Here is a 16,184-nt window from a genome sequence, read left to right on the forward strand (position 1 = left end):
TATTTTTCCTTTTGTTATACGTAATCCTGCCCCCTTAGATGCGTTAAAAAGTAGTATATTTCTTATATTCATCTTTTCCTTCCCCAATCATCTCTTTTTGCGGTATGTACGATAAAAGCCTAGGAACAAAACAGAAAGCCCTGCGGATCAACCTGGATCGACGCATGTACGGCTCTTTTGCGGAGATCGGTGCCGGGCAGGAAACCGCCTCGCTCTTTTTTCGGGCCGGTGGTGCTTCGGGGACCATCGCCAAGACCATGTCCGCCTACGACATGGCCTTCAGCGACGCCATTTACGGTACCGAAACCAGCGGGCGCTACGTCTGTGAATCAAGGCTCACGAAGATGCTGGATAAGGAGTACAGCCTGGTGGAAAAACGCCTGGCCGAGCAGCGGGGCGTCGATAGCCTCTTTTTTGCTTTTGCCAATACCGTGGTGGCCCTCAACTACCAGAAGACCAACGAACCGCACGGCTGGATTGGCCTGCGGTTTCAGCTGCGGCCTTTGGGGCCTTATAATGACGTAGTGATCCACGTGCGCATGCTCGACAACGAGAACGTACTACAGCAGCAGGCGCTGGGGATTATCGGCGTCAACCTCATCCACGGTTGTTTTTACTACCATAAATCGCCCGAAACGCTGTTGCTGTCGCTCATGGACGACCTCAACCCTGACCGCATCGAGATTGACATGATCCGGTTCAGCGGGCCCGACTTCGTGCACGTCGACAACCGGCTCATGAGCCTCCACCTGGTGAAGAACGGTTTCACGGGGGCGGCCGTATTTGGGGCCGACGGAGGGGTACTTCAGCCGTCGGAAGCCTTTTACAAAAAACACATCCTGCTTATGCGCGGGCGGCTGCGGCCCATTACCAACGTGCACGTGGACCTGATCAGCAACGGGCAGAAGCAATTTCTGGCCGAGCCCGACGTGGAGCCCGACCGCGTACTGCTGGTGTCGGAGCTGACGCTGCATAACCTCAAGGCCGACGACCGGGAGATCGACGAAAAGGATTTCCTCGACCGCGTGGATATCCTGTGTTCGCTGGGCCATACGGTGATGATCTCCAGCTACCACCATTACTTCCGGCTGGTGGCCTACCTGTCGCGCCTCACACGCCTCAAGATCGGGCTACTGCTGGGCATTCCTAGTTTGCAGGATATTTTTGACGAAAAACACTACGAGCAGCTACCCAGCGGGATTCTGGAGTCGTTTGCGACGCTCTTTAGCCGCAAGGTGAAGCTGTTTATCTACCCCACGTTGCAGGCCGACGACTCCATCTACAACTGCGAGAACTTCACCCTTCCCGACCACCTGCGCCCGCTCTACCAGTATTTGGTACTGAATGATAAAATTGAAGACATTCGAAACTACAACGTAGAGTCGATGCGCTGGACCACCGACCAGGTACTGGCCAAAATCAAGCGCGGTGAGCCGGGCTGGGAAACCCTGGTACCCGAAAGCGTGGCCCAGATCATCAAGGAGCGCTGCCTCTTTGGGTACCCCTGCGACGTCCACTATCCCAACGTCGTCAACCAGATCCATCAGATCGTGGGAAATTTATGATCAGGGGTACCTTACGGGCGCTACCACAAAAGAAGCCTCTCCCTGCTTGGTTAGGGAGAGGCTTCTTTTGTGGGGTACTTTACGGCCTATAGAAACTTAGAACGTAAGGGTACCTTTTTCGTACGATTTACGGATGGTATTTTCGATACCATTTTTGTTGATGGTGCGAAGCGCCGAAGTAGACACCTTCAGCGTAATCCACTCGCCCGTAGACGGAATGTAAAAACGCTTCGTCTGCAGGTTCGGGTAGAACTTGCGCTTCGTCTTATTGTTAGCGTGCGAAACGTTATTTCCAACACGCGTTCTTTTACCAGTAATTTGACAAACCTTAGCCATGATCTTTCAACTTTTGCAAATGAGGGTGCAAATATGAATAAAACTCTTTAAATCAGCAAACTCTTTTTCAAAAAATGCTGCGTTATTTCGTCTTTTCGGATTCGCCGGGGCGTTGAAAGCCGTACGGACAGTGTCGGCAAGCATTCTTGCAGCAATAGCCGCGCTTTAAATGATAGCAAGGCGTGAAAACCAGCAGGCCGTTTTCATCCAGGTAGTAGTCTTCTTTCTGAAGACCGTGGCGCGGTGCCGATGAAGAAGACTGTTTGCTGCGATTACTCACTTTTTGGGCGGAGATGGAGGTTTTAGTATCTTTGAGAAACGACTTGTTTCTCTTTTTGTTTAAAGCTTATTAAACAAAAATTTATTTTCCTAAAATTAGCTGTCATGTCAGGTACCCCCGATACCTTGTTGCCTCCAGATGCGCAACACGTAATAAACTTAGAGTGGACCTACGGAGCCCACAATTACAAGCCCATGCCCGTGGTACTGGCGCGGGGTGAAGGCGTGTACGTATGGGACGTAGCCGAAAAACAGTACTTTGATTTCTTGTCGGCCTACAGCGCCGTGAGCCAGGGGCACTGCCACCCGCGGATCGTCCGGGCGCTGGTGGAGCAAGCCCAGCGGCTCACGCTTACGTCACGAGCTTTTTATAACGACCGCCTGGGCGAATGCGAAAAAATGCTCTGCGAGTACTTTGGCTACGACAAAGCCCTGATGATGAACTCCGGCGTTGAAGGCGGCGAAACCGCCCTGAAACTAACGCGCAAATGGGCCTATAAAGTAAAAGGGGTACCTGCCAACCAGGCCAAAGTGGTGTTTGTGAACGGCAACTTCTGGGGGCGTACACTGGCGGCCATCTCGGCTTCCACCGATCCCGATAGTACTACCGACTACGGCCCTTTCCTGCCGGGCTACGAGCTGATCCCCTACAACGACCTGGATGCGCTGGAAGCAATTTTCCAAAAAGACCCAAACATCGCGGGCTTTATGGTGGAGCCCATCCAGGGCGAGGCGGGCGTGGTAGTGCCGCACGAAGGTTACCTGCGGGGCGTACGTGAACTCTGTACCAAGTACCGGGTACTTTTCATCGCCGACGAAGTACAGACCGGCATTGGCCGCACCGGCCGGAGACTCGCCTGCGACTGGGAAGACGTCAAGCCGGATATTCTGGTACTGGGGAAAGCCCTCTCGGGGGGTACTTTGCCGGTATCGGCGGCCCTGGCCAACGACGAGGTGATGCTCACCATCGGGCCGGGCGAGCATGGCTCTACCTACGGGGGCAATCCGCTGGCCTGTGCCGTCACCATGGAGGCGCTGCGGGTAGTAGTGGACGAAGGCCTGGCGGAAAACGCCGAGCGCATGGGGCAGCTTTTCCGAAGCCGAATGGAGGTACTTAAAGAAAAATGTGCGCTGATTGAACTCGTTCGCGGGAAAGGTCTGCTCAATGCCATCGTGATCCAGGGCGAGGAAGATAGCCCCACGGCCATGAACCTCTGCCTGGCCATGATGGAAAAGGGCCTCCTCTGCAAGCCTACCCACGGCAACAAGATTCGCTTCGCCCCGCCGCTGGTGATCACCGAAGCCCAGATGCAGCAGGCCTGTGATTTGATTGAAGAAGTATTTTTAGCTTTTGATAACTAGCCAGAAGGGTAGTTGAGGACTTTTTTAATTTCTTCCAACTACCCTTCTTAGGTTTATTTCAGCTTCTCGTCGTTTTCGTAGTAGCCTACCTCCCGGGTGCCGTTTTTGCGGTAAAGTACCCCGTAGCCTTCCCGTACTCCCGTTCGGAAGGTACCTACAAAGCGCTCGCCGTCGCTGTAGTGATAGGTACCTTTGCCGTGCGGCACGTTGCGCTGGAAGTCGCCGACGTACTTATCGCCGTTGGTGAAGTAGTAGGTACCCTTGCCCGAGCGCTGGTCCTGCGCAAACTCTCCTTTGTAGCGCAGCGTGCCGTCGGGATAAAACATCACGCCCGTGCCGTGCTTCTGGCCGTTGCGGAATTCGCCCTCGTAGCGTTCCTGATTTTCGCGCACCAGAATACCCAGGCCGTTCAGGCAGTCGCCGGAGGCGCAGCCCTTGGGTTTTGCGTAAACGGTCACGTCCGTTTCGATCTCCACGGCCCGGTTGCTGCTACTGGACGAAGGCCGTTGGTACACCGCCCTGGGGGTACCTGCTGAGGCCGTTGCCACCGGCGGCTGGCCGTTTTTATTCCAGCGGGGGTACATCCGCTCCGCTTCGTCCCAACCTTTTCGGATGGCCTCTACCCGTACGGGGCGGCCCGGATGCGTATCGGTCGACTCGTGGTCGGCGAGGGTACGTATCGCAATCAGCGATTCGTCCAGCGAAGCGCCCAGCTGATGCAACACAAAGCCCGAGAAACGGTCGGCTTCCAGCTCCTTTTGGGGGCGGCTGCCCATGCCGTCGATGGTGTGCCCCTGCAGGTGATGCCCAATCTCGTGCGCCACGATACTGATCGCCGACCAGTCGGTTTTGGTGATGCTCTCGATCTGTTTCATGAACTTACTGTCGTAAATAATGAAGCGCTTACCCTCCACGACAGTAGCAAAACAGTTGTCGGTCTCGGGGCATTCTACCACCACAAAATTGCGGTTCAGCCCCACGGTCTGTAGGATGCGCTCCACCACGCGCTCGGCATGACGGTTAGAGGTAAACGAAATGTACTTGCAGATGTCCTGCGGGCTACTGATGCCGCCGCTCACGTAGTGGCAAACAAAAGCATTGGGATCGTGTACCAGTAGAAGCTGCCCGTCGGTAGGTCCTTCTTGTGCCATGACCGCACCGCCCAGGCACACTCCCATCATTAGTACGAATGATTTCTTCACAGACACAGGAGCTTATAGGTTTTATAAAAAGATAGTCGCGTTTCGTTACTAAGAACGGCCTGGCAACGTTTTGTCTTGTATAAAACCCGGAGAAAAAATTAGTGCCCCGTGCAGCGCAGCCGAAGCGGAGGCTGGAAGGGGTTATATCAGGCTCCTTTGAAACAAATTTTGGCTTACTTGCGTTAGCAAAAGGCAAAACCAATCACTTGCTTTATTTCAACGACAACCGCATGAAAATTAAGCGTTTAATAATGGTATTTTTCGTAGTAGGTGCCCTTAGTTCCTGCCGTGAAAAAGTCATTGATCCGGTGGTATCCGATACCGAGGTTAACAACTGGATTTACGACAACATGACCACCTGGTACTACTGGGACGACAAACTACCCCCCAATCCGAATCGTTCGCTGGCTCCCAGTCCTTTCTTCGAATCACTCCTTTATACCTACAATGCCACCCTCCGCCCCGACGGCGACCGGTTCTCCTGGATTCAGGAAAACGCCGATGAGCTGAAGGCGTCACTGAGCGGGGAATCCAAAACGACGGGCATGGATTTTCGCCTGGTACGCTACAGCGGTAGCAACGACATTTTCGGCATTGTGCTCTACACCTTACCCGGATCACCGGCGGCGCAGGCGGGCTTCCGGCGCGGCGACTTTTTTACGCAAATCAACGGACAGAAACTCAATTCTTCCAACTACTATTCGCTGCTTTACAATAATGACAAAAAGAGCTTCACGATGGGCAGCGTGGACGGTAGCGGCAATATCGTAAGTACCTCCCAGGTGCGGGAAGTGACGCCGGTGGTTTTTCAGGAAGATCCGGTCTTTTTTGATACGCTCTTCGTGCGGGGCAGCAAGCGCATTGGCTACGTGGTGTACCACCAGTTTATTCCCGGCCCCAACGGCGGCACGACCAAAACCTACGACCAGAAGCTCGACAATATTTTTGCGAAATACAAAAGCGAAAACATCAACGAGCTCATCATCGACTTCCGCTACAACGGGGGCGGCTACGTGAGCTCCGCCGTGAACCTGGCCAGCCTGATTGCCAAGGGCGTGACGGCCAACGAGGTGTTTGCCTACAAGGAGTGGAACAAGACCATCACGCCTGAGCTCGAGAAAGAGTACGGCAAGGAATTTTTTGCGGATAAATTTGTGGCCAAACCCCAGAACGTAGGCGGAAATCTGAGCCGGGTTTTTGTGCTCACCTCCAGCCGCACTGCCTCCGCCAGCGAGCTCCTGATCAACGGTTTGAAGCCCTACATGAACGTGCTGACGGTAGGAGCTACTACCACGGGAAAAAATGTGGGCTCCATTACCCTCAGTGATGATAAAAAGCGCATTAAATGGGGCATACAGCCTATCGTCTCGAAGTCGTTTAACAGCCAACGGAAATCTGACTATAGCGCTGGCTTTCAGCCCAACTATGAGCAAAGTGAAGGCTTTGTGCTGTACCCCTACGGAGATACGCGCGACCCGCTGCTGGGCACGGCCCTGGCCCAGATTATAGGTACCCAAAACGGACGCCGCGGACTGGAAGATACCGAGCCGGTAGTGCGGGCGGGGCAGGAGGTAGGCTCTTCCGTAGACCGCAAAGCCGGAGGTGCCAACATGTTTTATGAGCTTCCCAAGTAGGAAGAAAATTACTCCGTTTTATTTGGTGCCACCCAGATCTGTTCTGGGTGGCACACTTTTTTAGTATTTATTACACGATCATTTAATAGAGTATATTTCAAACCTCCATCCATCATTATGGGGCTTTTAGCTTGGATTTTTGTCGGCCTTATAGCCGGAGCGGTGGCCAAAGCCGTTTATGCCGGGAAAGATCCTGGTGGTTTTATTCATTTTCTTACCATCCTCATTGGGATAGGCGGGGCGATTGTGGGTGGGTTTGTATCTACCTTGTTTGGATTTGGAGCTATTTATAGCCTCGATATTCGTAATCTACTCATTGCCATTTTGGGCGCGGGCCTACTCCTCTTTTTTTACCAGAAGTTCAGTACTCGCCGGGCCGAAGACTCTTAAGGGTACTTTCTGGTAAGGCGAAGGCTATCAGGCATTTTGGTTACTGGCACCTAGTTTTTTCTTAGCCTTGGTTTACCGCTCCGATCGTACGGCTCACTTCCATTCGGCTTTCCCCAAGTACCCCTCTGCTGGTTTCTCAAAGTTTTCAAATTTCTTCCCGTCCTTCCTGCCAAGAGCTCCTCTGTAACTAAGCGGCGGGCTTTTTATTTCAAAAGGAAAATTTTGAGTAAGTTTACCAACCCGCTAAAACGGGAGCGATAACATTTACCATTTTTATATCTCCAATACATGAAGGTAGTGAATGACATGGTGGTGTGGTTTCTGAAGCGCCGCATCGAGCGAATCGAACACTTCATGGCCCACCCGATTGAGACGCAACAGACCGTTTTTTCCGAACTGATCTATTCAGCACGGTATACCGAGTTTGGCACGCGCTACAACTTCAGCCAGATCAAATCCCTGCAAGAGTACCGCGAGCAGGTGCCGGTCTCTACCTACGAAGACCTTTTTCCCTACATCGAGCGCGTGCTAAAAGGGGAGCCCAACGTGCTGTGGCCCTCGCAGGTAGAGTGGTTTTCGAAGTCGTCGGGTACTACCAACGCGCGCTCCAAGTACCTGCCTGTCACACCCGAAGCCCTGGAAGACTGCCACTACATGGGGGGCAAAGACATGATGACGCTGCTGGTGCGGAACCGCCCCGATACCAAGGTATTTGAGGGCAAGGGGCTTTCCATTGGAGGTACCTTGCACCCCAACCCGTACAATCCTGACACCCAGGCCGGTGACGTGTCGGCGGTGATTATGCAGAACCTCCCTGCCTGGGGTGAGTTCATCCGGACGCCTCCGCTGGAGGTAGCGCTGCTGGACAAATGGGAGGAGAAGCTCGAAAAGATGGCGGAAATTTGCGCTTCCGAAAACGTAACGAGCATTCTGGGGGTACCTACCTGGACCATCGTGCTGCTGGACCGCATTCTGGAGCGGGAAGGTGCGGCTAACATGCTGGACGTGTGGCCGAACTTCGAGGTTTTTGTGCACGGTGCCGTGGCGTTCCATCCCTACCGCGACCTATTCAAAAAGAAGTACTTTCCCGCAGAGCAGGTGACGTACCTCGAAACCTACAACGCTTCGGAAGGCTTTTTTGCCCTGCAAGACGACCTCGACCGCGTGGGCGAAATGCTGCTTATGCTCGACTACGGCATTTTTTATGAATTCATGCCCATGGAAGAGCTCGGAAAGCCACACCCCCGTACACTCAGCCTGGACGAAGTTGAGCTCGACAAAAACTACGCGCTGGTAATCTCTACCAACTCGGGCCTGTGGCGGTACATCATTGGCGATACGGTTAAGTTTACGTCCAAGTACCCCTTCCGAATTAAAGTAAGCGGCCGCACCAAGCATTTTATCAATGCCTTTGGTGAAGAGGTGATCGTCGAAAACGCCGAGGCGGCCATTACCGAAGCCTGCAACCGCACCGGGGCCGTGGTTAATGACTTCACGGCGGGGCCCGTCTACATGGGCGACGGCTCCCGGGGCCGCCACGAGTGGATCATCGAGTTTAGTGTGGAGCCGCACGATGCTGCCGTGTTTTTAAACACCCTGGACGAAACCATCCGGCATCTCAACTCCGACTACGACGCCAAACGCTACAAAGACATGGCGCTCCTGGCTCCAAAAATTCACCACGTACCCAAGGGTACTTTCTACACCTGGATGGGCCAGCGCCAGAAGCTGGGCGGCCAAAACAAAGTACCTCGCCTGAGCAACGACCGCACCTACGTGGAGGAGATCCTGGAAATGATCAGCCAGGCTGCTCAATAAGTTGATCAAGCGTTTAGTTTCTTTTGTCACACACTAGATTCTATGAATCAAACCTTTACGCCAATTGTCCTTACGGTACTTCTGGGTCTTTTATCCTTTTTTCTCTGGCAGAATAATCAAAAAAAGGCGGCCCTTTCTGCGGGTGCCAGCCGCTGGTGGCTAGGCCTTCTGCTGGTCCTTGCGCTGCTCTTCAGGCTGCTTGTGGTGCGCAATCAGGAAGGAAACGAAGACACCAGTACCTGGCTTTCCTGCCTCATCACCATCCAGCACGATCCGGATACGGCCTGGACCTTCTTGAACTACACCGATTCGCGTCCGCTAACGGTGCTGCCTTTGGTGCTGGCTTCGAAGCTCGGGCTGCCCATGGACTACGCCGGGGCGCAGGTGGTGAGCATTCTGCTGTGGCTGGGTACTTTCTTTCTATTTTACCGCACTATTCTTCTTTGGGAAACCCGACGCTACGCGCTGCTTTATACCTGGGTACTTTGTCTCTTTATGGGCACAACGAATTACGCCGATTACGTCAGTTATAATTCGGAGCACGTGGGCGTACTGATGCTGTGTTTGGCTACGTATTGGTACTTACAAAACGAAAAGGTGGGGCCTATCGGAAAAGTTAAAACATTGCTCTTGGGGCTGTTGCTGGGTAGTTTGCTCTTTGCCAAATTTCAGAATATTCCTATGGGCCTCATCATCGGTGGTTTTTGCCTGGTGTCTTTTCTGGCCGCTAAGGATTGGTTGCGGGCAGGGCTGCTTATTGTGGCGAGTTTGCTGCCTACCCTGGTGGTCAATGGGTACTTTGCCTGGCGTGGCGAGCCAAGTACTTTCTGGAACAACTACTTCTGGAACTACTTTTATTATTCCTACACCAACGAGTTTTCGTCTACCGCTATCAGCGACCGCTTCCATCCGGTCCGGCTGGGCTTCTTTATTTTCCGAAGCCGCTTTCACGGGCTGTATTTTATTCCGCTGCTGGGGGTACTTTTGCTGGCCGTCTACTATGTAGGCCGCTACCGGCCCTCGCTGGATTATTTTCAACGGATCAATGGAGCTTTTGCCAGTCTGCTATTACTGGCCAGCGTTTACGCCGTGGCGCAATCCGGCAGCCTTTTTGATCACTACCTCCTTTACCTGCTCGTTCCGTTTACCTATCTGGTAGCCTGGCTGGTATCGTTTGTTCCTACGCCCCTGCGGTCGTACTTGCTAGGGTTGCTTTTGGTAGGCGCGATGGTACAAGCTAGTCATAACATGCTGACGCGCCTTCCCTGGTCCGAGCCCACGGGCCATCAGTTTGACACCCCCCTTGTAGAGTATATCAAGAAAAATAGTCGCCCGGCAGACCGCCTAGTGGTATGGGGCTGGGCCGACCGCCTATACGTCAAAACCCGACGGGCCCTTGGCTACCGCATGCCCCATAGCCACCACCTCCTGATGCCGTCCAGGTTGTATAATTTTCGGGAAAAGATTTTTTTGCACGATATGGAGCAAAACCAACCTGCCCTCTTTGTGGATGCGGCCGTTCCCGGCTTCTCTATCATGGAAAACCTGCTGAAACCCCACGATTCGTTTCCAAACATTGCCGCCTACATTCGAAAGAATTACCGCTTGACCAAAACCATACGCGGTATCCGAGTTTACAAACGCCTAGCGGTACCTTTATAACATCCTACCTTTTGGGTTCAGAAACTTTGGGTAGGTACATCGCTCTCACGCCGTCGTGCGTAGATTTGCAAGAGCGCTCGTACTCATCTTAGAGGGCTAGGGTAGAGAAAAAACCTACGAATACGAAGAACCCGCTTCCGCTTGCAGGTCGCTTCAAATAAAAACAGTATTTTTGGGCCATCTTAAAAAAATCTAATAAACGAATGACCCACCAGGATTTTTTAAAGGCGTTGGTGTGCCCACGTACTCAGACGCCCCTGCAGGTAGCTCCTGACGGCAAAACCCTCACCAGCCAGGACGGCACCGTCTACGAAGTAGGAGATACGGGCATTGTCAACATGCTTTATCCCAAAGAATTACTACCCGACGACGCCCGTGAGCAGTACCTCTACGACCAGGCCTTTCTGCGCTACGACCGGGGTGTTTCGTGGGTATTCGAAACGCTCAACCACTCCGATGAAGCCGCTACGCGCCAATTTATGATTGACCTGATGGAGCTCAAACCCGGCATGACCGCCCTGGAGGTAGGTGCGGGTACGGGTAAAGATTCGGCCCTGATCCTGGAAAAAATCAAGCCCGGCGGCACGGCCGTACTGTCAGACTTGTCGCCCAACATGCTCAAGCTCGCACAGGATAAGCTCAACACGGAAGAGGTCAACGTCCACTATTTTCTGGGCAATGGCTCCTACCTACCCTTCGACGACGACACCTTCGACGCCGTGTTTCACTTCGGGGGTATCAATACCTTCTCGGAGCGTAAAAAAGCCTTTGAAGAGCTCACCCGTGTGGTGCGGCCCGGTGGCAAAGTAGTGGTGGGCGACGAAAGCGTAGCGCCCTGGATGCGCCAGCAGCCGACTTACCAGACCTTGCTGAAGGCCAACCCGCTGTTTCGGGCCGAAGTACCCCTGGAAGACGTACCGGCCAACGTCGAGAACTTCAAGCTGCACTGGATCTTTGGCAATGCTTTTTACGCCATGGAATATACCGTGAGCGCTCAGGCACCCGAAATAGACATCGACCTGCCCATTCCGGGCAAAGACTTCGTGGATACCTGGCGGCTGCGCGCCGAAAAGGCCGAGGGCTGATTTGTTGAAAATAGCGGATGCGCTTAAAGTTCATGAGTTCAACGTTTGAAAAATACCGATTGGTAGGACAAACCCAGGCTCATAAACGTCTAAACTCATAAACTCCTGAACTAGAATAATAATGTGGATTAAGAAAGGGGTAGTTTATAAGCCCGATGGTAGCCTGGCGCACAGCCAATCGCACGCTCAGGTACCTTTTGCCTACAAGCACGAGGATTTTTTGCGCGTTTATTTTTCGTCTCGCGACGCCCAGGGGCAATCCAGACCTACCTTCATTGACGTAGATTATGACGACCCGACCAAGATCCTCTACGTGCACGACAAGCCCGTGCTGGAGCTAGGCGGACCCGGCGAGTACGACGAAACCGGCGCCATGCCGGCCTGGTTTGTGGACCGCCCCAACGGCGACATCTGGCTGTACTACACCGGCTGGAACCGCACCTGGAACTCCTACCGGCTGTCGATGGGCCTGGCCGTGAGCCACGACGGCGGACTTAGCTTTAAAAAAATGTTCACGGGCCCCATCATGGACCGCAGCATTCAGAACCCCCTCTGGGCGGCGCAGCCGTCGGTCATGATCGACGAAGACGGTACCTGGCGGATGTGGTACATCTCGGGGCACAAGTGCGAGTACATCCATGGGTACCCAGAGCCCTTTTACCGGGGACAGTCGGCTACCTCGCAGGATGGCATTCACTGGGAAATCAGCGAAGTACCTACGCTGGAATTTGATGATTTCCTGCACGCGGTAGGACGGCCCAGTGTATACAAGGAGGACGGACTTTACAAGATGTACTACTCCTACCGCCACACCCGCGACTACCGCACCGACCGCAACCAGAGCTACCGCCTGGGCTACGCCGAGTCGGCGGATGGGGTACATTGGGAGCGCAAAGATGAGCAGGTGGGCATTGGAAAATCCGACAATCCGGAAGACTTCGACTACCAAATGATCAACTATGCGCACCGCTACGAGCACAAAGGCAAAAAGTACCTGCTCTACAACGGAAACGGCTTCGGGGCGGCGGGCTTTGCCTATGCCGTTTGGGAAGATTAAAAGGCCAACTTGACCGAATACTAAAATCAGCATATAGCCTAACCAAAGTCATTCGTTAGGCTTACCGTAAGACGTAAATAGCAGTGTTTTTGTAACACTAACCACAATAATCCAGTATGGCAACGCTTCAGGAACAATTTAACAAAGAGGGATTTCTCATCCTGCGTGGCGCGCTCGATAAAGAAGTTATCAACGCCATTTACCGGGAAGCCCGGGAAATTTTTGCCGTTCAAATCAAACGCGTTACGGGCCAAACGGTCGACATCGATGATCGGGATGTCTTCGAAAACGCCATGTTCGAGTTTTTTGAGAAGGACTTCGACGCTTTCGTCAATACCGGCAAGACGGTCCAGCACTCCATCAGCCTGCACCGGCTGGGCGTGAGCGACCAGATTCTGGATTTGCTCTGGCAGGTTGGTATTTCGCAGCCCGTCATTGGAGCCCGGCCCGCCATGCAGTTCAACAGCCGCTTCCTGTCTAAGGGTGGCAGCAAGCACTGGAAGCTCGACGCCCACCAGGACTGGCGCACCGGCCAGGGTTCGCTGGATAGTACCGTCATCTGGTTTCCGATGGTGAACGCCGGGGAGGAGATCGGCGCGCTGCAGGTTATTCCCGGTAGCCATACCGTGGGCTTGCTGGAGTCAAGTACCTCCGGCTACCAGGGCGGCATCACGGCCGCGCTGCGCGAAGAGGAGTTTGTGCAGACGGAATTTGAGGTGGGCGACCTGCTCATTTTTTCTTCCTTCCTGGTACACCGCTCCGGCAACAACGTGACCCACAACATCCGGTGGTCGGTGCAGCTGCGATACAACAACCTCGACGAGCCTACCTTCATTGAGCGGGGCTATCCCATGGCGTACCTATACAAGCCCGAAACCGAACTGGTAACCCCCGGTTTTCCCACCGTAGAGCAGCTGAAAAGTTTGTACGAATAAGCCAAAGTACCCGCTGGTTTGGGTGATTATTTCTCCAAACCAGCGGGTACTTTGTTGATCAACCTAAGTCTATGACGAAAGTCAGCGTAACCATACTTACTTACAATCAGGCGGCTTTCATTGGTAAAACCATTGAAAGCGCCCTGAACCAAATCACCGATTTTGAGTACGAAATCCTGGTTGGGGATGACTTCTCGACGGATGGGGCCCGGGATATTATTCTCGACTACCAAAAGCGGTACCCGGATAAAGTCAAGGCGGTACTTCATTCCAAAAACCTGGGACAGAATGGGTTATTTAATACCATCGAAACCCTCAAACTAGCCAAAGGTACCTACATTGCCCCGCTCGACGGCGACGACTACTGGATCAGCCCGCACAAGCTCCAGCAGCAGGTCGATTTCATGGAAGCACATCCTGATTTCTCGGCTTGCTTCCACAATGCCTTCATTACTTACGAAGACGGCTCCCCCACGCAGGAGGTCAATCCATCCGACCAGAAGGAAGTCATTGGCGTAGCGGATCTCATTGGCGAAGAGGAGATTTGGTTCATGGCTACTTCGGCCGTGATGTTCCGCAACGGCCTGATGTACTACCCCGACTGGTTTCTGAAGTCTACTAGCGGCGATATTCCCCGCTACGTGATCCTGGCCAAGCAGGGGCCCATTGGGTACCTGCCCGAGATCATGTCGGTGTACCGGAAAAACCGGGCCGGGGCCAGCTTCAAAGACCACTACCGCGACGCGCGCTTTCTGCGCAACCGCATCATGATGTACGAGGGCATCAATACCGAAACCAACTACGCGTTTGATCGTACGCTGCGGCGCAACATCTGCCGCTACTACCGCATGGAGCTGGACGCCCGCCAGTACCACAAAAGCTACTTCCGCCGGGCAGCTCTGGCGCTTCAGTACTTGTATAGAAAACAGCCGGGGGCAGAAGAGTGGCGCGAGATCGTCCGCGACTACGTCATACCTCAGTGGATGCTGAAATTTTATAGCTTTTTTGCGCTGCTTCCCCACCGTTTGCGGGGTACTTCTTAGCCTATGATGAAGCTGTCGGTATGTGTACCTACCTATAACCACGAACGGTACATTGGTCAAATGCTCGACGGAGCCCTGAGCCAGCAAACTACCTTTCCGTTTGAGATTGTCATCGGCGACGATGGCTCCACCGACCAGGCGCCGCAGATTATCCGCGAATACGCCGACCGCTTTCCGGACCGCATACGCGCCTATTTGCATGCTGAAAACCTTGGCCCGCAAACCCCCCGCGAGTTTGCGGGCCGTAACAATGTACTTTTCCTGCTCAAGGCTTGCCAGGGCGAGTACGTGGCCCTGTGCGAAGGCGACGACTACTGGACCGACCCGCTCAAGCTCCAAAAGCAGGTCGATTTTTTGGATAAAAACCCCGACTACGCCATTTGCCACCACAACGTGCGCGTCACCTATGAAGACGGCTCGCCGGAGCATTTGTTTAACCCGGCCGATCAAAAGGGTACTTCTACCATCGAGGATCTGCTGCAGGACCGCTGGTTTATGGCCACGGCCAGTTTGGTGTACCGTAACTTTTTCCGGACCGACGACTTCGCCGACTGGCACCACCAAGCCGCCGCCGGTGACTGGGCGCTGGTGATTCAGCTTGCCGCGCGGGGGCCAATCAAGTACCTGCCGGACGTCATGGGCGTGTACCGTAAGCACCGGGGCGGCCTCAGCAACGTACACGCCCCCACCAATGGGTACTTTCTCCAAAACCGGAAAGAAATGTTTGAAAACGTAAACCGCTGGCTGGACCACCGCTACGAAAGTACCGTGGCTCAGACGCTACGCCAGTACGAAGAAAAAATTTGGGCGTTGAAAAATGCCGCTTCTTACTAGGCTATCCTTTCTTTTATACTACTTTTGACATAAAAATACGTCCCATATCCATGAAGCTAAGCGTCGTCATACCGGCTTACAACGAAGAGGAATCGCTCCCGGACACGCTCCGAACGCTCTACGCTACGCTGAAAAAGTATAATATCCCGCACGAAATCTGCGTCACCAATGACAATTCGAAGGATGGTACCCTGCGCGTGCTGGATGAACTCTCGGTAGAAATACCTACCCTGACCTACTACACCAACCTGGGGCCCAATGGCTTTGGGTACGCCGTGCGCTACGGGCTGGAGCGCTTCACGGGCGACTGCGTGGCGGTCTTCATGGCCGACATGTCCGACGACCCCGAAGACCTGGTGCGCTACTACTTCAAGATGCTGGACGGTAACTACGACTGCGTCTTTGGCAGCCGCTGGGACAAAGGCGGGCGGGTAATTGACTACCCCCAGCTCAAAAAAGTGGTCAACCGGCTGGCGAATTTCATTGTCCGGATGATGATGGGCATTAACTACAACGACACCACCAACGCCTTCAAACTCTACAAGCGCGAAACCATCGAGGGCATTAAGCCGTTTCTGGCCCCCCACTTCAACCTCACCATTGAGCTACCCCTCAAGGCCATGGTGCGGGGCTATACCTACGCCGTAGTACCCAACAGCTGGACCAACCGCAAGTACGGCGAGTCGAAGCTCAAGATCAAGGAAATGGGGAGTAGGTACTTTTTTATCCTGATGTACTGCCTCATCGAGAAGTACTTCTCACGCGGGGATTACATGAAAAAAACAGCCGCTCCGCCCAAGGAAGTTAGCAGGTAGTTTGCTTTGGGTAAACCTCTTTAAAAGTACTGATGTTACAGTTGCTACGAACTGATTACGGGAAACGTATCAACCGGTTATTGGTATAGGGGCTGATAAAGGTTACCTTGACTTGACTAAAAGGTTCGGTCATTCTATTGATTATTCACTTCTTGTTTAGAGCAGGT

15 protein-coding genes are annotated in these 16,184 nt (G+C 53.5%); 12 read left to right on the plus strand and 3 right to left on the minus strand.

From position 1 onward, the window contains the following. The first annotated feature begins 104 nt into the window (after positions 1-104). A complete protein-coding gene (locus HNQ92_RS26860) occupies positions 105-1,565 on the plus strand; it encodes a nucleotidyl transferase family protein (protein WP_184179343.1) in 1,461 nt (486 codons plus the stop codon). Positions 1,566-1,661: 96 nt separating this feature from the next. Here HNQ92_RS26860 and rpmB read toward each other — a convergent pair whose 3' ends face one another. After that, positions 1,662-1,901, minus strand: a complete 240-nt coding sequence (gene rpmB, locus HNQ92_RS26865) for a 50S ribosomal protein L28 (RefSeq protein ID WP_184179345.1) — start codon at positions 1,899-1,901, stop codon at positions 1,662-1,664. A gap of 82 nt (positions 1,902-1,983) precedes the next feature. Beyond that, a complete protein-coding gene (locus tag HNQ92_RS26870; RefSeq protein ID WP_184179347.1) occupies positions 1,984-2,181 on the minus strand; it encodes a DUF5522 domain-containing protein in 198 nt (65 codons plus the stop codon). Between the two features lie 104 nt (positions 2,182-2,285). Here HNQ92_RS26870 and rocD point away from each other — a divergent pair, with 104 nt between their 5' ends. Continuing rightward, positions 2,286-3,542, plus strand: coding sequence for an ornithine--oxo-acid transaminase (gene rocD / locus HNQ92_RS26875; RefSeq protein WP_184179349.1), 1,257 nt, complete (start codon positions 2,286-2,288; stop codon positions 3,540-3,542). Positions 3,543-3,595: 53 nt separating this feature from the next. Here the strand turns inward: rocD and HNQ92_RS26880 are convergent, their stop codons facing one another. Then, the gene (locus HNQ92_RS26880) at positions 3,596-4,744 is read right to left on the minus strand and encodes an MORN repeat-containing protein (protein WP_343063053.1); all 1,149 of its coding nucleotides are present in this window, start codon (positions 4,742-4,744) and stop codon (positions 3,596-3,598) included. 230 nt (positions 4,745-4,974) lie between these two features. On the opposite strand from HNQ92_RS26880, the gene HNQ92_RS26885 reads away from it, so the two are divergent. From HNQ92_RS26885 to HNQ92_RS26930, 10 genes are all read left to right on the plus strand, one after another. Continuing rightward, positions 4,975-6,378, plus strand: coding sequence for a S41 family peptidase (locus tag HNQ92_RS26885; RefSeq protein ID WP_184179351.1), 1,404 nt, complete (start codon positions 4,975-4,977; stop codon positions 6,376-6,378). Between the two features lie 117 nt (positions 6,379-6,495). After that, positions 6,496-6,768 (plus strand): GlsB/YeaQ/YmgE family stress response membrane protein, encoded by a 273-nt coding sequence (locus HNQ92_RS26890; RefSeq protein WP_184179353.1) that lies wholly within the window; start codon positions 6,496-6,498, stop codon positions 6,766-6,768. Between the two features lie 288 nt (positions 6,769-7,056). After that, a complete protein-coding gene (locus HNQ92_RS26895) occupies positions 7,057-8,586 on the plus strand; it encodes a GH3 auxin-responsive promoter family protein (RefSeq protein ID WP_184179355.1) in 1,530 nt (509 codons plus the stop codon). A 42-nt stretch (positions 8,587-8,628) separates the two neighbouring features. Beyond that, the gene (locus HNQ92_RS26900; RefSeq protein ID WP_184179357.1) at positions 8,629-10,248 is read left to right on the plus strand and encodes a hypothetical protein; all 1,620 of its coding nucleotides are present in this window, start codon (positions 8,629-8,631) and stop codon (positions 10,246-10,248) included. 203 nt (positions 10,249-10,451) lie between these two features. Beyond that, complete coding sequence (locus HNQ92_RS26905; RefSeq protein WP_184179359.1) at positions 10,452-11,333, plus strand: class I SAM-dependent methyltransferase; 882 nt, start codon at positions 10,452-10,454, stop codon at positions 11,331-11,333. Between the two features lie 121 nt (positions 11,334-11,454). Beyond that, on the plus strand, positions 11,455-12,390 hold the full coding sequence (locus tag HNQ92_RS26910; protein WP_184179361.1) for a glycoside hydrolase family protein: 936 nt from the start codon (positions 11,455-11,457) through the stop codon (positions 12,388-12,390). Positions 12,391-12,506: 116 nt separating this feature from the next. Then, positions 12,507-13,325 (plus strand): phytanoyl-CoA dioxygenase family protein, encoded by an 819-nt coding sequence (locus HNQ92_RS26915; RefSeq protein ID WP_184179363.1) that lies wholly within the window; start codon positions 12,507-12,509, stop codon positions 13,323-13,325. 71 nt (positions 13,326-13,396) lie between these two features. Then, positions 13,397-14,368 carry a glycosyltransferase family 2 protein gene (locus HNQ92_RS26920; RefSeq protein ID WP_184179365.1) on the plus strand — a complete coding sequence of 324 codons (972 nt, stop codon included), beginning with the start codon at positions 13,397-13,399 and terminating at the stop codon, positions 14,366-14,368. A gap of 3 nt (positions 14,369-14,371) precedes the next feature. Beyond that, complete coding sequence (locus HNQ92_RS26925; RefSeq protein ID WP_246440922.1) at positions 14,372-15,202, plus strand: glycosyltransferase family 2 protein; 831 nt, start codon at positions 14,372-14,374, stop codon at positions 15,200-15,202. A gap of 50 nt (positions 15,203-15,252) precedes the next feature. Beyond that, entirely contained in the window at positions 15,253-16,017 is a 765-nt protein-coding gene (locus tag HNQ92_RS26930) for a glycosyltransferase family 2 protein (protein ID WP_184179367.1), read from the plus strand. Positions 16,018-16,184: the final 167 nt, after the last annotated feature.

It is taken from the genome of Rhabdobacter roseus (genome assembly GCF_014202275.1).
Classification (GTDB): Bacteria; Bacteroidota; Bacteroidia; order Cytophagales; family Spirosomataceae; genus Rhabdobacter; species Rhabdobacter roseus.

What these genes read in the sequence shown, in the direction of transcription:
- HNQ92_RS26860 (WP_184179343.1), top strand. Translation starts at nt 105, where the DNA reads ATGTACGATAAAAGCCTAGGAACAAAACAGAAAGCCCTGCGGATCAAC.
- rpmB (WP_184179345.1), bottom strand. Translation starts at nt 1,901, where the DNA reads ATGGCTAAGGTTTGTCAAATTACTGGTAAAAGAACGCGTGTTGGAAAT.
- rocD (WP_184179349.1), top strand. Translation starts at nt 2,286, where the DNA reads ATGTCAGGTACCCCCGATACCTTGTTGCCTCCAGATGCGCAACACGTA.
- HNQ92_RS26885 (WP_184179351.1), top strand. Translation starts at nt 4,975, where the DNA reads ATGAAAATTAAGCGTTTAATAATGGTATTTTTCGTAGTAGGTGCCCTT.
- HNQ92_RS26890 (WP_184179353.1), top strand. Translation starts at nt 6,496, where the DNA reads ATGGGGCTTTTAGCTTGGATTTTTGTCGGCCTTATAGCCGGAGCGGTG.
- HNQ92_RS26895 (WP_184179355.1), top strand. Translation starts at nt 7,057, where the DNA reads ATGAAGGTAGTGAATGACATGGTGGTGTGGTTTCTGAAGCGCCGCATC.
- HNQ92_RS26900 (WP_184179357.1), top strand. Translation starts at nt 8,629, where the DNA reads ATGAATCAAACCTTTACGCCAATTGTCCTTACGGTACTTCTGGGTCTT.
- HNQ92_RS26905 (WP_184179359.1), top strand. Translation starts at nt 10,452, where the DNA reads ATGACCCACCAGGATTTTTTAAAGGCGTTGGTGTGCCCACGTACTCAG.
- HNQ92_RS26910 (WP_184179361.1), top strand. Translation starts at nt 11,455, where the DNA reads ATGTGGATTAAGAAAGGGGTAGTTTATAAGCCCGATGGTAGCCTGGCG.
- HNQ92_RS26915 (WP_184179363.1), top strand. Translation starts at nt 12,507, where the DNA reads ATGGCAACGCTTCAGGAACAATTTAACAAAGAGGGATTTCTCATCCTG.
- HNQ92_RS26920 (WP_184179365.1), top strand. Translation starts at nt 13,397, where the DNA reads ATGACGAAAGTCAGCGTAACCATACTTACTTACAATCAGGCGGCTTTC.
- HNQ92_RS26925 (WP_246440922.1), top strand. Translation starts at nt 14,372, where the DNA reads ATGATGAAGCTGTCGGTATGTGTACCTACCTATAACCACGAACGGTAC.
- HNQ92_RS26930 (WP_184179367.1), top strand. Translation starts at nt 15,253, where the DNA reads ATGAAGCTAAGCGTCGTCATACCGGCTTACAACGAAGAGGAATCGCTC.